This is a genomic window from Micromonospora sp. CPCC 205558 (genome assembly GCF_036902955.1).
Lineage (GTDB): Bacteria > Actinomycetota > Actinomycetes > Mycobacteriales > Micromonosporaceae > Micromonospora.
The window spans coordinates 183,735-199,857 of record NZ_JBAKHR010000010.1 but is presented as its reverse complement, the minus strand read 5'-3'; the positions used below and the strand labels follow the sequence as shown (position 1 = coordinate 199,857).

Sequence of the window (16,123 nt, the reverse complement as noted above, 5' to 3'; positions counted from 1 at the left end):
GCCGCCGGGAGACATCCCGGCGGCCTCAGCACCATCATTGGAAGGATCTTCGTGAAGTTCACCAAGCCGCTGCGTGTGGCGGCGGCCGTCCTGCTCGCGGGAGCGCTGGTCGCCATTGCCCCGCCCCAGGCGGCCCCGGCCGCAGCGACGGACACCGCGTTCAACGCGGCCACCGGCGCCCTGAACGTCGGCTACGCGAGCTACCTCGCCAAGCACGACGTCGTCTACAACCGGCCGAACACCAACCCGTTGCACGGGCTCACGGTCGGCAACGGGCGGACCGGCGCGATGGTCTGGAACGAGAATGGCCTGTCGATGCAGGTCTCCGGGGTGGACCTGGCCGAGCAGTCCACCTACGCGGCCGGCAACGTCAACCTTTCCACCAGCCCTGGATTCGACACCGGGTACACCACCTTCCAACAGCGGCTGTCGCTGTACGACGGAACGTTGACCACGAAGTACGACAACAACCGCACCGTCACCGTCATGGGTTCGCCGAACTCCGAGGTGATGGGCATCCACGTCGAGGACACCCGGTCCGGCGTCGGTGGTATCAGTCTGGACCTGAGCCTCTGGGACCCGAACACGGTCCAGAACAGCGCTGACGTGCCGGACCTCAACACCTGGCGCACGTACTCGACGTTCGCCGACTCCACGGGCGTCGGGATCAGCCGTGGTCAGACCGACGCGAACCACTTCGGCTACACGCTCGCCGCGACGGTGGAGGGGGCGAACTTCACCCCGCAGGTGGTCGACGGGCGTCGCGTACGGCTGAACATCACCCCGACGACCAGCTACACCATCTGGTTCACGGCGGCCAGCCGCATCAACGCGCCGGGATTCGACTCGGTGGGTCAGGCGCGCAACCAGCTCGCCACGGTCAAGGGCACCGGATACACCAACACCCTGAGCAGCTACCGCAGCTGGTGGCACGACTTCTGGGCGAAGTCGTTCGTGCAGTACTCCAACGCCGGCGGTGACGCCGACTACCTGGAGAACGTCTACTACCTGGCGACCTACATGATCGCTGCGGGCGGCTACGGAAACTACCCGTTCCACTTCATCAACGGCGTGTTCCGGGCGACGCAGGACCAGACCAAGTGGACCAACGCGTACTGGCACTGGAACCAACGCGCCATCTACAACTCGTTCTTCGCCTCGAACCACGCCGACCTGGCCGCGACCTCCAACCGGCTCTGGAGCCGCAACTACGACGCCTTGAAGGCGTACACCACCACGCGGTACGGCAGCGACGGCCTCTGGGTGCCGGAGACGATGGGTTGGGACGGCAACGCCCGGGGCACGATCAACAGCGACTTCGTCAACGACCTCTACTCGACCGGTCCCGAGGTCGCCTATCAGATGTACCTGCAGTACCGGTACACCAACGACGAGTCGTACCTGCGGAACACCGCGTACCCGTTCATGCGGGAGGTGGTGAAGTTCTACGAGGACAAGCTCTCCTACGACGCCGCCAAGGATCAGTACTACATGGCGTCGTCGAACGCCCGTGAGACCTACTGGGACGTCCGCAACGCCATCAGCGACCTCGCCGCGGTCCGGATGCTCTTCCCGCTCACCGTCGCGGCCAGCCAGCAACTCGGCCTCGACTCGGCGCTGCGGGCCAACTGGCAGACGATCGTCGGCAAGCTCGCGCCGTACCAGGTGCAGAACGGCATCTACCTGCCGCACGACCCGCCGACCTCGCAGATCCGCAACGGTGAGAACGTCGCTCTGGAGTTGGTCTGGCCCAACGACCAGACCGGCATCGGCTACCCCGACCAGCAGACCGCGATCAACACCTGGAACGCGCGGCCGCACCCGTACGACAACATCTGGGCCAACGACCAGGTGCACGCCGCCCGGCTGGGCCTGGGCAACGAGGCGTTCCAGGGCATGAAGTACCTGACGCAGCGCTACCAGAACTACCCGAACGGTCTGACCGCCAACGACAACGGCGTCTTCGAGTACCTCGGCAACCACCTGATGGCGGTCAACGAGTCGCTGCTGCAGTCGTACAACGACAAGATCCGGGTCTTCCCGGCCGTGCCCACCGACTCCAGCTTCGTCGGGAAGTTCACCCTGCTGGCGAAGGACGGCTTCCAGGTCAGCTCCGAGCGTGAGGCCGGCGACGTCAAGTACATCGGCATCAAGAGCCTCTACGGCAAGCAGGCCAAGGTCGTCAACCCGTGGACCGGCCAGCAGGTCCGGGTGCGTCGCGCCTCGGACAACGCGATCGTGACCACCAGCTCCGCCGCGGAGATCAGCTTCGCCACCGCGGCGAACACGGTGTACGTCGTCGAGCGCACCGCCAAGCCGCTCTCCGGCTACAGCGCCACCACCCTGCGCGGCACCGCCAACCAGGTGGAGAAGCACCTCGCCGGCACGGCCTCCACGCTCGGTCTCGACGCCAAGAGCTCCATGGTCAACAACAACCTGCTGACGTACGACAACAACTGGCTCCTCAGCCACAAGCGGGGCGTGGGCGACTACAGCGACGACGTCCACTACAGCTCCGTGGTCGGCGCGACCGCGTCGTACACCTTCCAGGGTACGGGCGTGGAGTACGTCACCGAGCGCAACGGCGACGAGGGCACCGTCGACGTCTACATCGACGACGTCTTCCAGAAGAACGTCAACCTGTACGTCAACACCGGTCGGCAGGTCCAGCAGGTGGTCTTCAGCCGCACCGGCATGACGAACGGCACGCACACCATCCGCATCGTCAACAAGGGTCCGTCGGGCATCGGCATGGTGGACGCGCTGCGGATCCTCGTGGGCACGACTACCACCGCGACGCCCACGGCCTCTCCGACTCCGACGCCCACGGCCTCTCCCACGCCGACGCCGAGCCAGCAGGGCCCGGTCGTGCTGCGCGCGGTCGTCAACAACAAGTACGTCAGCGCTTCGGACGCCGGAGCGGGCCCACTGGTCGCCGCCGCTGGCGCGATCGGTGTCTGGGAGCGGCTCGACCTGATCGACCTGGGCAACGGCAACGTCGCCCTCCGGGCCCGGATCAACAACCAGTACGTGTCGGCCGCCGAGAAGGGCGCGAAGCCGTTGATCGCCAACAAGGCGGCCATCGGCACGTGGGAGACGTTCGCGTTGATCCGGAACGCGGACGGCACGGTCAGCCTGCGGGCCGCGGTGAACGGCAAGTACGTCACCGCCGCGAACTACGGAGCCGATCCACTCATCGCCAACCGCGACGCGATCGACGCCTGGGAGAAGTTCAACCTCGTGAACGGCTGATCCGGCAGTGGGCCAGGTGTGGCACGGCGGACCCGTGCCACACCTGGCCGAGGTTGTACCAGCCGCCGTTCCAGGCGAAAACCAAGCGACAAACATTGTCGAGCTTCGATTAATTCCGCCCTGTGTCTGGCGAGTTTCCGTGGGCCTGCCCTACCGTCGAGACATGGTCTCGCGTCGATCTGTCTTGCGGGCGGTGCCGATCGCGGCCGCTGCCCTCACCGCCGCCCCAGGTCATCCCCGTTGGCTCGGCCCATCGCCGACCTCGACGGATACGGCCCGCGTACCACCGGACCCGGCCACGATGCAGGCCGCCGCCACCGCTGTTCGCGGCTTCACGGCCGACCTCTACCGCACACTGGCCTCCACCCAGGCAGGCGGAAATGTCGTGTGCGCGCCGTACTCGGTCGGGCTCGCGCTCGCGATGACCCGGGCGGGCGCCGGCTCGACCACCGCGGACGAGATGGACGCCGTGCTCCACGCCCCGCATCCGCGTCCCAGCGCGCTCGACAACGGGCTCAACACCGTCGATCAGGCGATCGCCGAGCGCTACCAGAACGGTGACGGGACCAAACAGCCTCGGCTGACCACTGCCAACGCGCTGTGGACACGACTCGATTTGTGCCTGCGGCCCGGGTTCCGGGACACCCTGGCCGGCTACTACGGCGCCGCGCCGCACCCCGTCGACTTCGGCGGCAACCCGGAGGGTGCCCGCCAGGAGATCAACACCTGGGTGTCCGATCGGACCAACGCCAAGATCCCGGAGCTGTTGCAGCCCGACGGCGTCAGCCCCGACACCCGTCTGATCCTCACCAACGCGATCTACCTCATGGCAGCCTGGAAGTACCCGTTCACCGCGACCGCCACGGCGGTGGGGCCGTTCACCCGGGATGACGGCAGCGTCGTCGACGTCCCGATCATGCGCGGGCCGTTCGACAGGATGGGCTACCTCGAAGGGGACGGTTGGCGCGCGGTCGACGTGCCGTACGCGGGCGACGGACTTGCCATGGCCATCGTCATGCCGACCCGGGACGATCTCGCCGCGGTCGAGGCGAACCTCGACGCGACCTGGCTGGGCGCGTTGCTGACCGGATTCCAGATCACCGACGTCCAACTGCGCCTGCCGCGATGGAGGTTCCGCCTGCCGGCCGAGCTGGGAGCCGCGCTGGGCAGCCTCGGCATGCCCACGGCATTCACCTCGCAGGCCGACTTCACCGGCATGAGCACCGAACCGGCCCTGTGCATCGACGACGTGGTGCACGAGACGTTCATCGCGGTGGACGAGAAGGGCACCGAAGCCGCAGCCGCGACGGCCGTCATCGTCCGGCCGCCGTCGATCCCGCAAGGGCCACAGTTCTTCGTCAACCGGCCGTTCCTGTACGTCATCCACGACCGGCTCACCGGCGTACCGCTGTTCCTCGGCCGGGTCCACGACCCCCTGGTCACCGGCCCAGCCTGACCGGACCAGTCGACATCGTCGGTCCACTCGTACCAGCGGCGCTGATCGTCTGCGTCCGGAAAGCCGCCTGGCCGCTGTTGCGCTGACACGCGACGATTCGCCTACGTGCCACAGCGGTGCTCGTCGGCGATGCTGTGCGCATGCAGTACGTGTCCAGAGTGCCGCGACCGCCGCTGGACGGGCTGATCGACGACATCTACTACCTGGAGGGTTCGTCGCCGTACGCCCGGCTGACGCTGCCCCCGATGCCGGCGGCGTTGCTCATCATCAACCTCGGCGCACCGTTCCACATCCGCGGCGGCACCGACATCGAGACGGCCGCGTACGCCGACGGCTGCGTGGTCACCGCTCCCACCCACGCGTTCGAATTCGGCTACCCACGCCAAACCCGGTCCGTCGGCGTGCACTTCAAGCCGTGGGGGCTAGCGCCGTTCCTGCCGATGCCTGCGGCCGAGCTGTGTGACCGGCCGGTGACGGTGGAGCAGGTGTGGGGCCGCCCCGCCATCGCTGAACTGCGAGACCGGCTGGCCACGGCGGACGGCCCGCACGACATGCTGACGCTGTTCGAGGAGGAGCTGAGGCGACGCCTGTGCGAGACCACAGGCCTGGGGCTGGTCCGCCACACGAGCAGCGTCATCGCGGCGACCAATGGTGCGGTGGCGATCGGCGACCTGAGCGTGGCAGCCGGTGTCAGCAGCACCCATCTGGCACGGCGGTTCAGGGAGCTCATCGGCGTCACGCCGAAGCGGTTGGCCCGCACCTACCGCTTCGCCGCCACCGTGCTCACGATCAACCCCGCCGAACCGATCGACTGGGGCGAACTCGCCACTGGCGCGGGCTACTTCGACCAGGCCCACTTCGGCCACGAGTTTCGAGCGTTCACCGGGCTCACGCCGACCCGGTACATCGAAGTCCGGCGGCGGTTCCTGCGCGAACATCCCGGCCACGTGCTGGACGGCTGGCCGCTGCCGACGGATTGATTTCCTACAAGAGGCACAGCTCACGACACGCTAATTTGGGGGCATTCCCAAGGCAGAGGAGAGCCCCGTGGGCACGGTGGTCATGTACAGCTCGGTGTCGGTGGACGGCTTCGTCGCGGACGAGAATGACCAACCCGGGCCGCTGTTCGACTGGTTGTCCAGCGGTGACGTCCCGTTGGACGAAAGCGGCATGCTGAAGGTGTCGCAGACCTCCTACGACTACACCCGGCCGTACTGGGATCAGATCGGGGTGACAATCGTCGGCCGCCACGTCTTCGACATGACGGACGGCTGGGACGGGAAGCCTCCGGGCGGGATCGACCACGTCGTCGTCGTGACCCGCCGGGGCAGGCCCGAGGGTTGGCACCCCGAGGCGCCGTTTCACTTCGTCGACGGCGTCGAGGCGGCCGTGGCCAAGGCGCAGGAGCTCGCGGGTGAGCGCATGGTCGAGGTCGCCGCCGGCGACGTCGGTGGCCAGGTGCTCGCCGCGGGCCTGATCGACGAGGTGCGCATGGACGTCGTACCCGTCGTGTTGGGGTCCGGCAAGCGTTACTTCGGGTCGGTCCACGCGCAGCACCTGCTGGAGGGTCCTGACGTGGTGATTCAGGGCAACCAGGTGCTTCACCTGCGCTATCGGGTGCGCCGATGACCGTGGAGCCCTCAGGTCAGCAGCCGAGCCGCTTGCTCGAAAGGGCGATGTCGTCGATCCAGAGGTCAAACGCGCCCGGTGTCGTGCCGCCCTGGTAAAGCTGCCAGCCGATCTTGACTGTGTCGACCGTCGGCAGGACGAAGGGAACATCGTTGCCACCGTGGTCACTCGTGGAGGCGGTCAGCTCCGGGTTCGCCACGCCGTCGATCCACACCGCGACGCGATTGTCCGCCGCGTCGATCTTCCACTCGAAGCACTGCCAGGTGTCCTCGACGACCGGGGCGGACTCCCGCCAGTTGGTCCAGTCTCCGGTCGGACCGCCGTCGGCGCCGACCCCCCAGAACGTTCCGGGGACCGTGGGCGCGTACTGGCCACCGATTGGACGGACGACCTCGGTGCTGCCGGTGCCGGTGGCTTCCACCAGCGTGAAGTGCGCCCAGTCCGGTGCGGTGGGGAAGGCATCGACGCGCAGACGCATCCGGCCGTAGAAGCGGTTACCCGGCGCGGCGAAGTCGTCGACGCGCAGGAAGGCCCGGCCGTTGTCGACTGTGTGGATGTGCAGCACCTGCTTGCCACGGCGGGCACGTTCGACGGTGAGGGTGCCGTTGCGGGTGTCGACGCCCCAACTCAACGTGCTGGGTCCTCCGAGAGGCAGTCGCTCGAAGTCTTCACAGAAGAGCAGGCCACGTGTGCACGAACCGTGGGAGGCACCCGACGCGCCGGCCGGGACGCTACCGACTGTGGTGCCGAGGATCAGGGCGGCGGTGATCACCGCGAGGGAACGGCGCATGGTCATCCTTCATGGCGTTGGGCCTCTACCGTGCGGGCAGGGGCCGGATCAGTGCTTTCGGACATCGCGATCGCTGCTCACCTCGTCGCCAGCGCAGGTGCGCCGACGTGCGCATCGGACGCCTCCGGTGTGTCGGAGGTCGACCGTCTCGGTGTCGTGGGAACGCGTGGCCGGGACACGTACGGCGGCACCTGCCCGTCGTACGCGCAGATGGTTCAGCGGTGCGGCGCGCGTCCGCCGAGGCGGCGCTCAGCCGGCACTGCGAGGCTCCCGCGCTGACCGTTCCCAGCGCGGTTGCCCCCGCGCTGCAGCGATGCTCGCCATTCCAGCACACCTGCGACCGCCAGGACAACATCGAAAGTCATCACTGACGTGGTTCCTCGCGATGAGGCCACCGGAACCCGGTGGCCTCATCGCGAGAGCCGAGGGAAGCGCAGGGGCTGGAATAACCACATCCTCCGCTGGCGCGGAGGCTCCCGAGTTGAACGGAAATAGAAGGAAGCGCCTGCATGGCCTCGGCTGTCGCGAACCTACCCAGGGATCAGCTCACTGAGCCGATCCAATGTATATGCCTCCGACCCGTCCGGCAGACCCTCGGGCGCCTGGATGCCGATGAACGTGACCGGCTCATCCGGGAGCCGACCGTCCCACATCATCACCTCGGCTTCTGCGCGCCACCGATGCACAAGGTAGGCGACGGTGAGGTAGCGCCGCTGCATCAGTGCTCGTACGCGGTCGGCCGTGGTGAACGTGTTGTCCTCCACCCGGTTGAATGACGGCGTTCCCCGCAGGTACAGGTGCAGCCACACGGCCTGCCAGCCGCTCTCGCTCCTGGCAAACACCATCGGCAGCGCGATCCGCCCCTGACCGCGCAGGTGCGACCGCGCCCGGACCGTCCGCGCGTCGAAGGGGGCACCGAGCTGGTCCTGTGTGCGGGTCTGGTAGCCGAACATCGACTCGGCGACCTCGTCGAACGACTCACCCGCGTAGATGTGGACCTGCGGAACGACATAGTGCCCACCGGTCGTCATGGGCATGTCGATGAACTCGGTCGCGCCGTTCGCCGCGTCGGTGATGTCGCCGGAGTGCACCACGCCGTTGTGGTGGAAGTTCGTCCACGACACCTGGCCCGCACCGTGGAACTCCTCATCGAGCAGCAGTACCGACAGGTCGTAATCGGTACGGCGACTGGTTTGGCGCCAGTACATGAAGAACCGCACCAGGTCACCCGACAGTGGTGCGCGCGAGCCCCGTGGCAGGACCGCGAAGCCGCCCTCTGCCGCCTTGCCGGACAGCGGCAGGGCGACGTCGAGCACCTCCGGGTCCACCAGCAGCGGCCGATCCTGCTTCGGCAGCCGAACGCTGATCTCGGCGTCGAGCAGTGACGACAGCTCGGCCACCAGCTCCGCCGGCAGCGGTGGCCGCCGGTCGGGGCCGATCCAAGCGTTGCGTGAGCGGCTCGCGTACATCCGGGCCGACGCGGGCGTCAGCCGGTTGTCGACATGCTCCCGCAGCGAGAGCAGCACTCGACCTGAGGCCGAGCCGAGCGCACCGGTGACTGCGTCGACGACAGCGGTCCGCTCAGATGCCGACGCCAGCCGCAGCAACCGGTCCGCCGATCGCAGGAGCAGGCCCGGCGCCGCCGACAGTACCGATGCGGCCGGGCCGATGGCGCCGGCACGGATCGCCGCCTCAGCCCGGCCGGCGAGGTTGTGTACCCGCCGCTCGCCACGCGCGACCGCGAAGACCTCCTGCGCGTGCGGCCACTGGTCGTACTCGTGCGGGTGCAACCGCTCCCCCAGCCGCTTCCACCGCTCCGCGTAGCGCACGACGTCACCGAGCTTGTCCGGACTCGCACCGACGACGTTGTTCAGGGCGGCAAGCAGCACCCGCCGCTCCGGGCGCCGGAAGGCGCGGAATCGCGTGGGCGTCACGAGTGCGGCATCCCCGCCGGATGCCTGGCAGGCGACGCGCAGCACGTCGGTCGTCGTGTCCACGCCGACCAGGGCCCGACCGAGGACGAGCCGGATCCCGTTGAGCACGGCACGGTTCTCCCGTACCGGGATCTCGGCCGGCTGCACCCCGTCGACGCAGGCGACCGCGAGCTCGCTGAGGATGGCGAGGTCTGCCTCACCGAGTGGCGTCGAGCTACTCGCCAGGGCCACATAGAGCCGCGCCGCCTCCACGTCGGCGGTGTCGCCGAGACGCAGCAGGGTCACCCGGTCGCCGGCAGCGGTGACGAGCTCGTCATGCGCGGCCAACAGTTCTGCGTAGGTGTGCTGGTAGGTCCCGTAACCCGGCAGGTCGAGCAGGTTCACCCCACCCGAGGTGACGGCGTGTCGCAGCTGCTCGTCAGTGCCCGTGCCCCCACCGGTGAGTACGGCCGCCCGAAGCCGGTCCGTCCAGAACTCGACGGTGTCCGGCACATCGTGCGGGAACCCGATGAAGTAGGCGTTGTGCTGGACGTGATCGCCCACCAGCTCGCGTACCGCCGAAACGACCGTGGCGGCCAGGTCCATCGCCGGCGCGGGGGCCAGGGTGCCGATGTGTTCGAGCAGAGCCTGTGACGCCGAGAACCCGACATCGAGCAGGGCCGCATCCAGTTGCCGGGCCACCGACGTGCCGTCGCCGGCGGCGCCTGTGCTGGCCGGCACGCGCAGGCTCTTCTGGATGATCAGCTTCTCGAGCACGTCGTTCCTCGTTCCGGTCAACTCCGGCTGTTGCCGCCACGCAGCCGCGGCATGGTGGGCCGCCGGGGACTCGAACCCCGAACCCTTCGATCCAACTAGGAGAAGGAAGCGCACCCATCACCGCGCAAGCGGACAGCGGACGCGCTACTCAGTCGAATGCTCTAGCCAGTTGAGCTAGCGACCCAGGAGTCGATCATCGCACCGACCGGGCCGACGTCGCCATCCCGTTTAGTTGGCGAGGCTCGCCCGCTGCTCCCGACGCCAGCGCGCCGGCGTCGTCCCGAACTGCCGCTGGAATGCTCGCTCGAACGTCCTCAACTCGCCCAGCCCAACGGCCGCCCCGATGTCCGACACCGACCGCACAGGATGCCGCGGATCGGACAACAACGTCCGTGCCGCCAGCAGCCGCTGCTCCCTGATGTACGCCGCCGGTGTGACCCCGATGCGGCCGAACAACACGTGGGTGTGGCGGACCGAAACATGATGCCTGCGTGCCAGTTCGCTGACGGTGAGCCGCGGATCAGAGAGGTGCTCGCGGATGTGGGTACGCATCACGCCCAGGAGCACCGCACCGGCACTCTGGTCCCCCGGCACCGTGGGTGTCCTGCCGCGCAGGGCCATCGTCAGCATGTCGATGCCGGCCAGACCAGCGTCGTGTCGCTGCTCATCGGTAAGACCGTCGGCGAGGTGGAACAGCTGAGTGACGTACCCCGACAACAGCCGCATGGCCGGTGAGCCCGGATCCATGCGTCGTGCCAGGCCGTCGTTCAGCTCGACCGCACGCAGGGGCAGCACATCACGCGGAAACTGCAGCAGAAGGCTGTGCACGTTCGTCGCGACGGTCAAATCCCACGCACCGCGCGCTTCGTAGAGCACCCCGGATCCCGCACCCAGCTCGGCGATCCGCCCGCGTTGGTTGAGGTGGCCAGCACCGGCCAGGTGTACGCAGAAGAGCAGCAGGTCGTCCCGACCCGTTCTCCTGGCCATGCGCTCAGTCCGAAACGTGCGCAACGGTGTCATGCGGGCCTCGGAGAGCGACACGGCCCCGCCGAGCGCCTGCAGGGAAAGGTGCCCCTGGAAGTCGGGCCTGCGCTCGGCGACCACCGGCATCCAACTCTGACCGGCCGCCTGCTCCAGGTCGTCTGCGGAGCGCAACTCATGCGTGAACACCGACCCCAGGCTACCCAGTGGCTGTTCACCACCCCGGTCAGCGCCGCAGCCCTGCCTCCTTCGACCCGTACGACCCGTTCCTGACTCGTGCAGAAAGGGACGTCATGGCAGCACGAATCGTCGTACTCCTGGCCGTGACCACGTCCGTACGGTGCTCGGGTGACCGAAAAGCTCTCCTATGACGTCCGCGGGACAGGCCCTGGCCTGGTACTTGTCCACGGCACCAGCAGCACCGGGCTCGGCAGTTGGGGAACCGTACTCGACGATCTCGCGGCCCGATACACGGTGATTCTTCCGAATCTGCCGGGTTCCGGGGACAGCCCCTTACCCGCCGGGCCGCTGGACGTGGACACCGTCGCGGACCAGATCGTCGCGGTCGCGCAGGACGCCGGGCTGGGGACGTTCGCACTGGCCGGCGCATCCCTCGGCGCACCCGTCGCGATCAAGGTAGCCGCCCGGCACCCCGAGCGGGTCTCCCGACTGGCCACGATCGTCGGATTTGCCCAGCCGCGTCCCACCTTGCGAATGAGCCTGGAACTGTGGGCCGGGATGGTCGATCGGCAGGACGAGAACCTCGGCAAACTGCTCGTCCTGCTGTCGTTCTCCGACGAATTCCTCGCCGCGCTACCCGAGGAACAGCTGCAACAGGTAACCGCGACAATGACAGCCAGCCCCGGGCCGGGCAGCGCCGCGCAGATCGACTTCGGGCTACGGATGGACGTCCGCGCCGACCTCGCCAAGATTCGGATGCCCACCCTCGTGGTATCGGCGGCTGGAGATCGGTTCGTTCCGCCGGCCCACTCTCAGGAAATCGCCAACGGAATCCCCCAGGCGCGTCTTGTCGAGATCGCAGGCGGGCACGCGTCGATCTTCGAAGACCCCCGACAAACGGTGGTTGTCCTGTTGGATTTCCTCGGCCGTTGAGGCCGATCGCGGCCACGTCCCGCCCGGAGCACCGGGCCAGGGCTTTCATGCGGGTGGACCGGCAAGCCAACAAAGGTCGCTGCCAGCAGCTGACCAACGAGCCACAAGGAGCACATCATGGCAACTATTCGCCTCCACCAGACCACCACCGCAACGCCCGAGGAGTTCCTCGCCGCATTGACAGATTTCGGTCCAGGCCGATCGCTGGTGTTCGGTGCCACCTCAGATGAGTTCCTGACGGTGCATGAGCAAGGTCCGACGTTCGCTGATGTCACCGAGGGCACCAGCAGCGCCTGGGAGCGGCTGCGGTACGACTGGTCCGACCCCCATCGGGTGATCATGAAGACGGTCGCGTCGAACCTCTGGGGCGGTGCCTCGGGACACACGTACACCATCAGGCGCAACGCCGACGGAACGACGGATGTGGACGCCCTCGTCGTGCGGGAGGGCAAGAATGGCAAGGGTCGGGTAGTCGGGTTCCTGCTCGGCACCGTCGCCAAGGGTGTCCTGGCGAAGGCGCTTGCCGACACGGTCAGGGCCGTCGAGGCCCGCAACATTCGCTGAACAGGAGAGCACATGGACCTGCGGTTGACCGGACGGCGTGCGGTGGTCACCGGCGGAAGCCGAGGCATCGGACTCGCCGTGGCCCGTGCCCTCGCGGCCGAAGGCGCTGCTGTCGCCCTCGTCGCCAGAGACGCCCAGCAGGTCAGGGATCGCGCGGCCCAGCTGAGCGCCGAAACCGGGGCCCGTGTCATCGGGATCGCCGCGGACACCGGTGACGACGCGTCGGTGGCCGCCATGGCCGCAGATGCGGTTCACGCTCTCGGTGGGGTGGACATCCTGGTGAACAATGCGGCCACGACCAACCCCGGAGCGATCCCGGACGACAACCTGGAAGCCGAGATCAACATCAAGGTCCGCGGCTACCTGCGTTGCGCCCGTGCGTTCGCCCCGGCGATGGCACAACGTGGCTGGGGACGCATCATCAACATCGGTGGCGTGGCGGCGCGTCAGAGCGGCTCGGTCACCGGCTCGATCCGCAACGTCGCTGTTGCCGCGATGACCAAGAACCTGGCCGACGAACTCGGCGCCAGCGGGATCAACGTCACGGTGGTTCACCCCGGCGGCACCCGTACGGAGACGATGCTGGGCGTGGCCGACCGGCTGGCGGCAGCACGGGGAATCACCAGAAAAGACGCCGAGGAGCAGATGGCCGCGTCGGTCTCGATTGGCCGACTGGTGGAGCCCGAGGAGGTCGCGGCGGTGGTCGCCTTTCTCGCAAGCCCGCTGAGCGTCGCGATCAACGGCGACGCGGTGATCGCCAGCGGTGGCGTGAAGGGGCCGATCCACTACTGACGCGTGCCAGCCGGTCGTACGCTGGCTGCCCGCCAGGGCCGTCGCCGGCGGCACTGCTATCAACCGATCATTCCCTGGCGGTGCCGGGCGTCCCTCTTCGCCGTGCGTTCCGGTTCAGGTGTATCGCGGTGCGTCCCGTTGGCGCTCATAGTCGGTGACCGTCGGGACGACGGGGAGCACGAGCAGCAGGACCAGGTACACCACGGCGAGTAGTCCACCGGTAAGCAGGGTCAGCAGCACGACGGTTCGTATTCAGTCGGCTGCGGAGCCCGACAACCGAAGCGGGACATCAAGAAATCCCGCCAGGCAACGGAAATTTAGCGACTGGCGACGAAGTCGAGCACCCTCTTGTTGAGCAGGGCCGTGGCTTGGGGGTCGTAGGAGGGCAAGCTGGAATCGGCGAAGTAGTGCTGGTCTCCCGGATACAGGAACAGTTCCGCCTGCGGGGCGGACGCGACGATTTCGCGGGCGGCGTCCACGTCGCCCTCGTCCATGAAGATCGGGTCGGCGTCCATGCCATGGATCTGCACTGGGACGTCGGCCGGCCATGACGAGCCGAACTCCGACACCGGCACGCAGGAGTAGAACAGCAATGCCCCCCGTGCTCCGGGACGGGTCTGCGCCAGCTTCTGCGCCGGAAGCACGCCCAGAGAGAAGCCGGCGTAGATCAGATCGCTGGGCAGATCGTCGGCCACCCGCGTGCCGCGTTCGATGATGTTGCCAAAGCCGAGTTCCTCGGCGTAGGCGATGCCCTCGTCCAGGGTGTGGAAAGTGCGGCCGTCGTACAGGTCCGGGGTGTGCACGGTGTGCCCAGCACGGCGCAGGTCGTCGGCGAACGCGAGGAATCCTGAAGTCTGGCCCAGCGCGTGGTGGAACAACAGCACCTCAGCCATGCGATCCCCTGATCTTGGGCTGCCCTCGTGTACGGGCATGCTACGACACTGCGGGTGGGCTGGCGAGTGCCGAGCGGGTCGCGTGCAGTGACGCCAGGAGCTGCAGCCGGTCCGCGTGGGCGCTACCCGGCTCGGCGGTGAAGACGAGCATGACGGGGCCGGGATTTCCCGGCAGGGGGTAGGTGTCCCAGTCCAGGACGATGTCGCCTACCTCGGGAACCCGGAAGGTCTTGGTGCCGCTGACCGAGTCGCGTACGTCGTGTTGGGCCCATAGCCGCCGGAACTGGGCACTGCGGATGGTCAGCTCGCCGACGATCGCGGTGGCGCGTGGGTGGGTGGGGTCGGTGGCGACGGCGGCGCGCATCATGCCGATGTAGTCCAGCGCCTGCCGCTCCCAGTCCGGGCAGCTCCGCTCGCCGGTCAGCGTGTCGTCGAACAGCAGCAGGAGCATGTTGAGCCGGTCGGTCGGGTAGGCGTCCGGGTCACCGAGCAGCGCCTGCGCCATCGGGTTCCAGTCGAGCAGATCGAGATGTCGGCCGAGTACGACCGCAGGGGTGTCCATCACCCGCAGCAGGCGCTGCGTGCCCTCCGGCACCCGCTCCGGATCGCGGTTCACCCGGGCGGGCGTTGACCGGCGGGCGGCGTGGGCCAGTGTGAACAGGTGCTGGCGTTCCTTGTCGTCGAGGCCGAGCGCGCCGGCGAGCGCGTCCAAGACGTCGTCGGACGGGCGTACCTCCCGGCCCTGCTCGATCCGCTGGTAGTAGTCAGTGCTCAGCCCGGCCAGCAGGGCCAGTTCCTCGCGCCGCAGCCCGGTGACCTTGCGTCGGCCGCCCGGCTCCAGGCCGACGTCGTGTGGACGCCGCCGGCTGCGCCGAGCGCGGAGGAAGTCGCCGAGCTCACGAGCGTACGGATGGAGGCTGTTCATGCCGCAAGTGTGCAGCGGCCCGGACCGCCGAAGGTAGGTCCCGCAGACCTAGGCAACCGGGAACGACCGAACCGGGCCGGAGCGCTCCTACCGTCAGTGCGCCAGCGCACCGACACCGTCAGGAGCAGCAGATGACCGGATGGACCGCCGACCGCATCCCCGACCAGCGCGGTCGGGTCGCCGTCGTGACCGGCGCGAACTCAGGCCTCGGCCTGGTCACGGCCGCGCAACTGGCCAACCGCGGCGCCCACGTCGTGCTCGCCGTTCGCGACACCCCCGCCGGTGAAAAGGCAGCCCGCCGGATTGGCGGCGACGTCGAGGTGCGCGAGCTGGACCTGGCCTCCCTCGCCTCCGTGCGGGCCTTCGCGGCGAAGCTGGCCGGCGACCACCCGGCGATCGACCTGCTGGTGAACAACGCCGGCGTGGTGCTGCTTGGCCCGCGCCGCACCTCCGCCGACGGATTCGAGCTGCAGCTCGCCACGAACATGCTGGGCCACTTCGTGCTGACCGGGCTGCTGCTCGACAACCTGACCGCGGCGCGGGAAGCCCGCGTGGTCAGTCTCAGCTCGATCACCCACAAGAACGCGCACCTGGACTTTGATGACCTGATGTTCGAACGTGACTACCGGGCGTCCGCCGCCTACGGCCGGTCCAAACTCGCCACCACGATATTCGGCGTTGAACTGGACCGCCGCCTGCGCGCCGCCGGATCGCCGATCGTCAGCGCGCTGGCCCACCCCGGTCTCACTCGCACCAACCTGACTCCGCGTGCCTGGGAGCACCGTGGCCGGTTCGGGCGGCTGATCGCGTGGGTCGGGCTGTTGGCAACCCAGCCGGTGGAGCAGGGCGCGCTGCCGCAGTTGCGTGCCGCGACCGAGCCCGGTGTGCGGGGCGGCCAGTTCTTCGGCCCGTCCGTGCTCTGGGAGACGCGGGGCAGGGTCACCGAGGCCCGCCTCAGCCGGGAGGCCGCCGATCCGGCCGTCGGCAAGCGGCTGTGGGCGGTGGCGGAGGAGCTGACCGGCGTCAGCTACCTCTGAC

General features: G+C 68.2%; 14 protein-coding genes and 1 tRNA gene. 8 read left to right on the top strand and 7 right to left on the bottom strand.

Translation table 11 applies throughout. The features are described from left to right. Window positions 1–51 precede the first annotated feature (51 nt). The 4 genes from V6U86_RS14740 (at window position 52) to V6U86_RS14725 (ending at window position 6,337) form a co-directional block, all read left to right on the top strand. Complete coding sequence (locus tag V6U86_RS14740; RefSeq protein ID WP_334503315.1) at window positions 52–3,252, top strand: glycosyl hydrolase family 95 catalytic domain-containing protein; 3,201 nt, start codon at window positions 52–54, stop codon at window positions 3,250–3,252. A gap of 163 nt (window positions 3,253–3,415) precedes the next feature. Next, complete coding sequence (locus tag V6U86_RS14735) at window positions 3,416–4,708, top strand: serpin family protein (RefSeq protein ID WP_334503313.1); 1,293 nt, start codon at window positions 3,416–3,418, stop codon at window positions 4,706–4,708. A 140-nt stretch (window positions 4,709–4,848) separates the two neighbouring features. Continuing rightward, window positions 4,849–5,688 carry an AraC family transcriptional regulator gene (locus tag V6U86_RS14730; protein ID WP_334503311.1) on the top strand — a complete coding sequence of 280 codons (840 nt, stop codon included), beginning with the start codon at window positions 4,849–4,851 and terminating at the stop codon, window positions 5,686–5,688. Between the two features lie 67 nt (window positions 5,689–5,755). Next, complete coding sequence (locus V6U86_RS14725; protein WP_334503309.1) at window positions 5,756–6,337, top strand: dihydrofolate reductase family protein; 582 nt, start codon at window positions 5,756–5,758, stop codon at window positions 6,335–6,337. Between the two features lie 16 nt (window positions 6,338–6,353). On the opposite strand, the gene V6U86_RS14720 is transcribed toward V6U86_RS14725, so the two are convergent. From V6U86_RS14720 to V6U86_RS14705, 4 genes are all read right to left on the bottom strand, one after another. Further along, window positions 6,354–7,127, bottom strand: coding sequence for a hypothetical protein (locus V6U86_RS14720; protein ID WP_334503306.1), 774 nt, complete (start codon window positions 7,125–7,127; stop codon window positions 6,354–6,356). A 530-nt stretch (window positions 7,128–7,657) separates the two neighbouring features. After that, window positions 7,658–9,817 carry a hypothetical protein gene (locus V6U86_RS14715; protein ID WP_334503304.1) on the bottom strand — a complete coding sequence of 720 codons (2,160 nt, stop codon included), beginning with the start codon at window positions 9,815–9,817 and terminating at the stop codon, window positions 7,658–7,660. A 52-nt stretch (window positions 9,818–9,869) separates the two neighbouring features. After that, window positions 9,870–10,001: transfer RNA gene (locus V6U86_RS14710), tRNA-OTHER, on the bottom strand. 44 nt (window positions 10,002–10,045) lie between these two features. After that, window positions 10,046–10,987 carry a helix-turn-helix domain-containing protein gene (locus V6U86_RS14705; RefSeq protein WP_334503301.1) on the bottom strand — a complete coding sequence of 314 codons (942 nt, stop codon included), beginning with the start codon at window positions 10,985–10,987 and terminating at the stop codon, window positions 10,046–10,048. Window positions 10,988–11,146: 159 nt separating this feature from the next. Between V6U86_RS14705 and V6U86_RS14700 the strand changes: the two genes are divergently transcribed. The 3 genes from V6U86_RS14700 (at window position 11,147) to V6U86_RS14690 (ending at window position 13,267) form a co-directional block, all read left to right on the top strand. Continuing rightward, window positions 11,147–11,911, top strand: a complete 765-nt coding sequence (locus V6U86_RS14700) for an alpha/beta fold hydrolase (protein ID WP_334503298.1) — start codon at window positions 11,147–11,149, stop codon at window positions 11,909–11,911. Between the two features lie 117 nt (window positions 11,912–12,028). Then, window positions 12,029–12,475: a hypothetical protein gene (locus V6U86_RS14695; protein ID WP_334503296.1), complete on the top strand. Its 447-nt coding sequence runs from the start codon at window positions 12,029–12,031 to the stop codon at window positions 12,473–12,475. A 12-nt stretch (window positions 12,476–12,487) separates the two neighbouring features. After that, on the top strand, window positions 12,488–13,267 hold the full coding sequence (locus tag V6U86_RS14690) for an SDR family NAD(P)-dependent oxidoreductase (protein WP_334503293.1): 780 nt from the start codon (window positions 12,488–12,490) through the stop codon (window positions 13,265–13,267). A 114-nt stretch (window positions 13,268–13,381) separates the two neighbouring features. On the opposite strand, the gene V6U86_RS14685 is transcribed toward V6U86_RS14690, so the two are convergent. The 3 genes from V6U86_RS14685 to V6U86_RS14675 all read right to left on the bottom strand — a co-directional run bounded on the left by V6U86_RS14685 (window position 13,382) and on the right by V6U86_RS14675 (window position 15,085). Continuing rightward, window positions 13,382–13,507 (bottom strand): hypothetical protein, encoded by a 126-nt coding sequence (locus V6U86_RS14685; protein WP_334503291.1) that lies wholly within the window; start codon window positions 13,505–13,507, stop codon window positions 13,382–13,384. A 77-nt stretch (window positions 13,508–13,584) separates the two neighbouring features. Further along, window positions 13,585–14,160 (bottom strand): dienelactone hydrolase family protein, encoded by a 576-nt coding sequence (locus V6U86_RS14680; RefSeq protein WP_442934939.1) that lies wholly within the window; start codon window positions 14,158–14,160, stop codon window positions 13,585–13,587. Between the two features lie 40 nt (window positions 14,161–14,200). Continuing rightward, entirely contained in the window at window positions 14,201–15,085 is an 885-nt protein-coding gene (locus V6U86_RS14675; RefSeq protein WP_334503286.1) for a helix-turn-helix transcriptional regulator, read from the bottom strand. 131 nt (window positions 15,086–15,216) lie between these two features. Here V6U86_RS14675 and V6U86_RS14670 point away from each other — a divergent pair, with 131 nt between their 5' ends. Beyond that, window positions 15,217–16,122, top strand: coding sequence for an oxidoreductase (locus V6U86_RS14670; RefSeq protein ID WP_334503284.1), 906 nt, complete (start codon window positions 15,217–15,219; stop codon window positions 16,120–16,122). Window position 16,123: the final 1 nt, after the last annotated feature.

Excerpts from the sequence above, each read along its gene's own strand:
- V6U86_RS14730 (WP_334503311.1), top strand. The coding sequence starts at position 4,849 with ATGCAGTACGTGTCCAGAGTGCCGCGACCGCCGCTGGACGGGCTGATC.
- V6U86_RS14690 (WP_334503293.1), top strand. The coding sequence starts at position 12,488 with ATGGACCTGCGGTTGACCGGACGGCGTGCGGTGGTCACCGGCGGAAGC.
- V6U86_RS14680 (WP_442934939.1), bottom strand. The coding sequence starts at position 14,160 with ATGGCTGAGGTGCTGTTGTTCCACCACGCGCTGGGCCAGACTTCAGGA.
- V6U86_RS14735 (WP_334503313.1), top strand. The coding sequence starts at position 3,416 with ATGGTCTCGCGTCGATCTGTCTTGCGGGCGGTGCCGATCGCGGCCGCT.
- V6U86_RS14695 (WP_334503296.1), top strand. The coding sequence starts at position 12,029 with ATGGCAACTATTCGCCTCCACCAGACCACCACCGCAACGCCCGAGGAG.
- V6U86_RS14720 (WP_334503306.1), bottom strand. The coding sequence starts at position 7,127 with ATGCGCCGTTCCCTCGCGGTGATCACCGCCGCCCTGATCCTCGGCACC.
- V6U86_RS14670 (WP_334503284.1), top strand. The coding sequence starts at position 15,217 with ATGACCGGATGGACCGCCGACCGCATCCCCGACCAGCGCGGTCGGGTC.
- V6U86_RS14675 (WP_334503286.1), bottom strand. The coding sequence starts at position 15,085 with ATGAACAGCCTCCATCCGTACGCTCGTGAGCTCGGCGACTTCCTCCGC.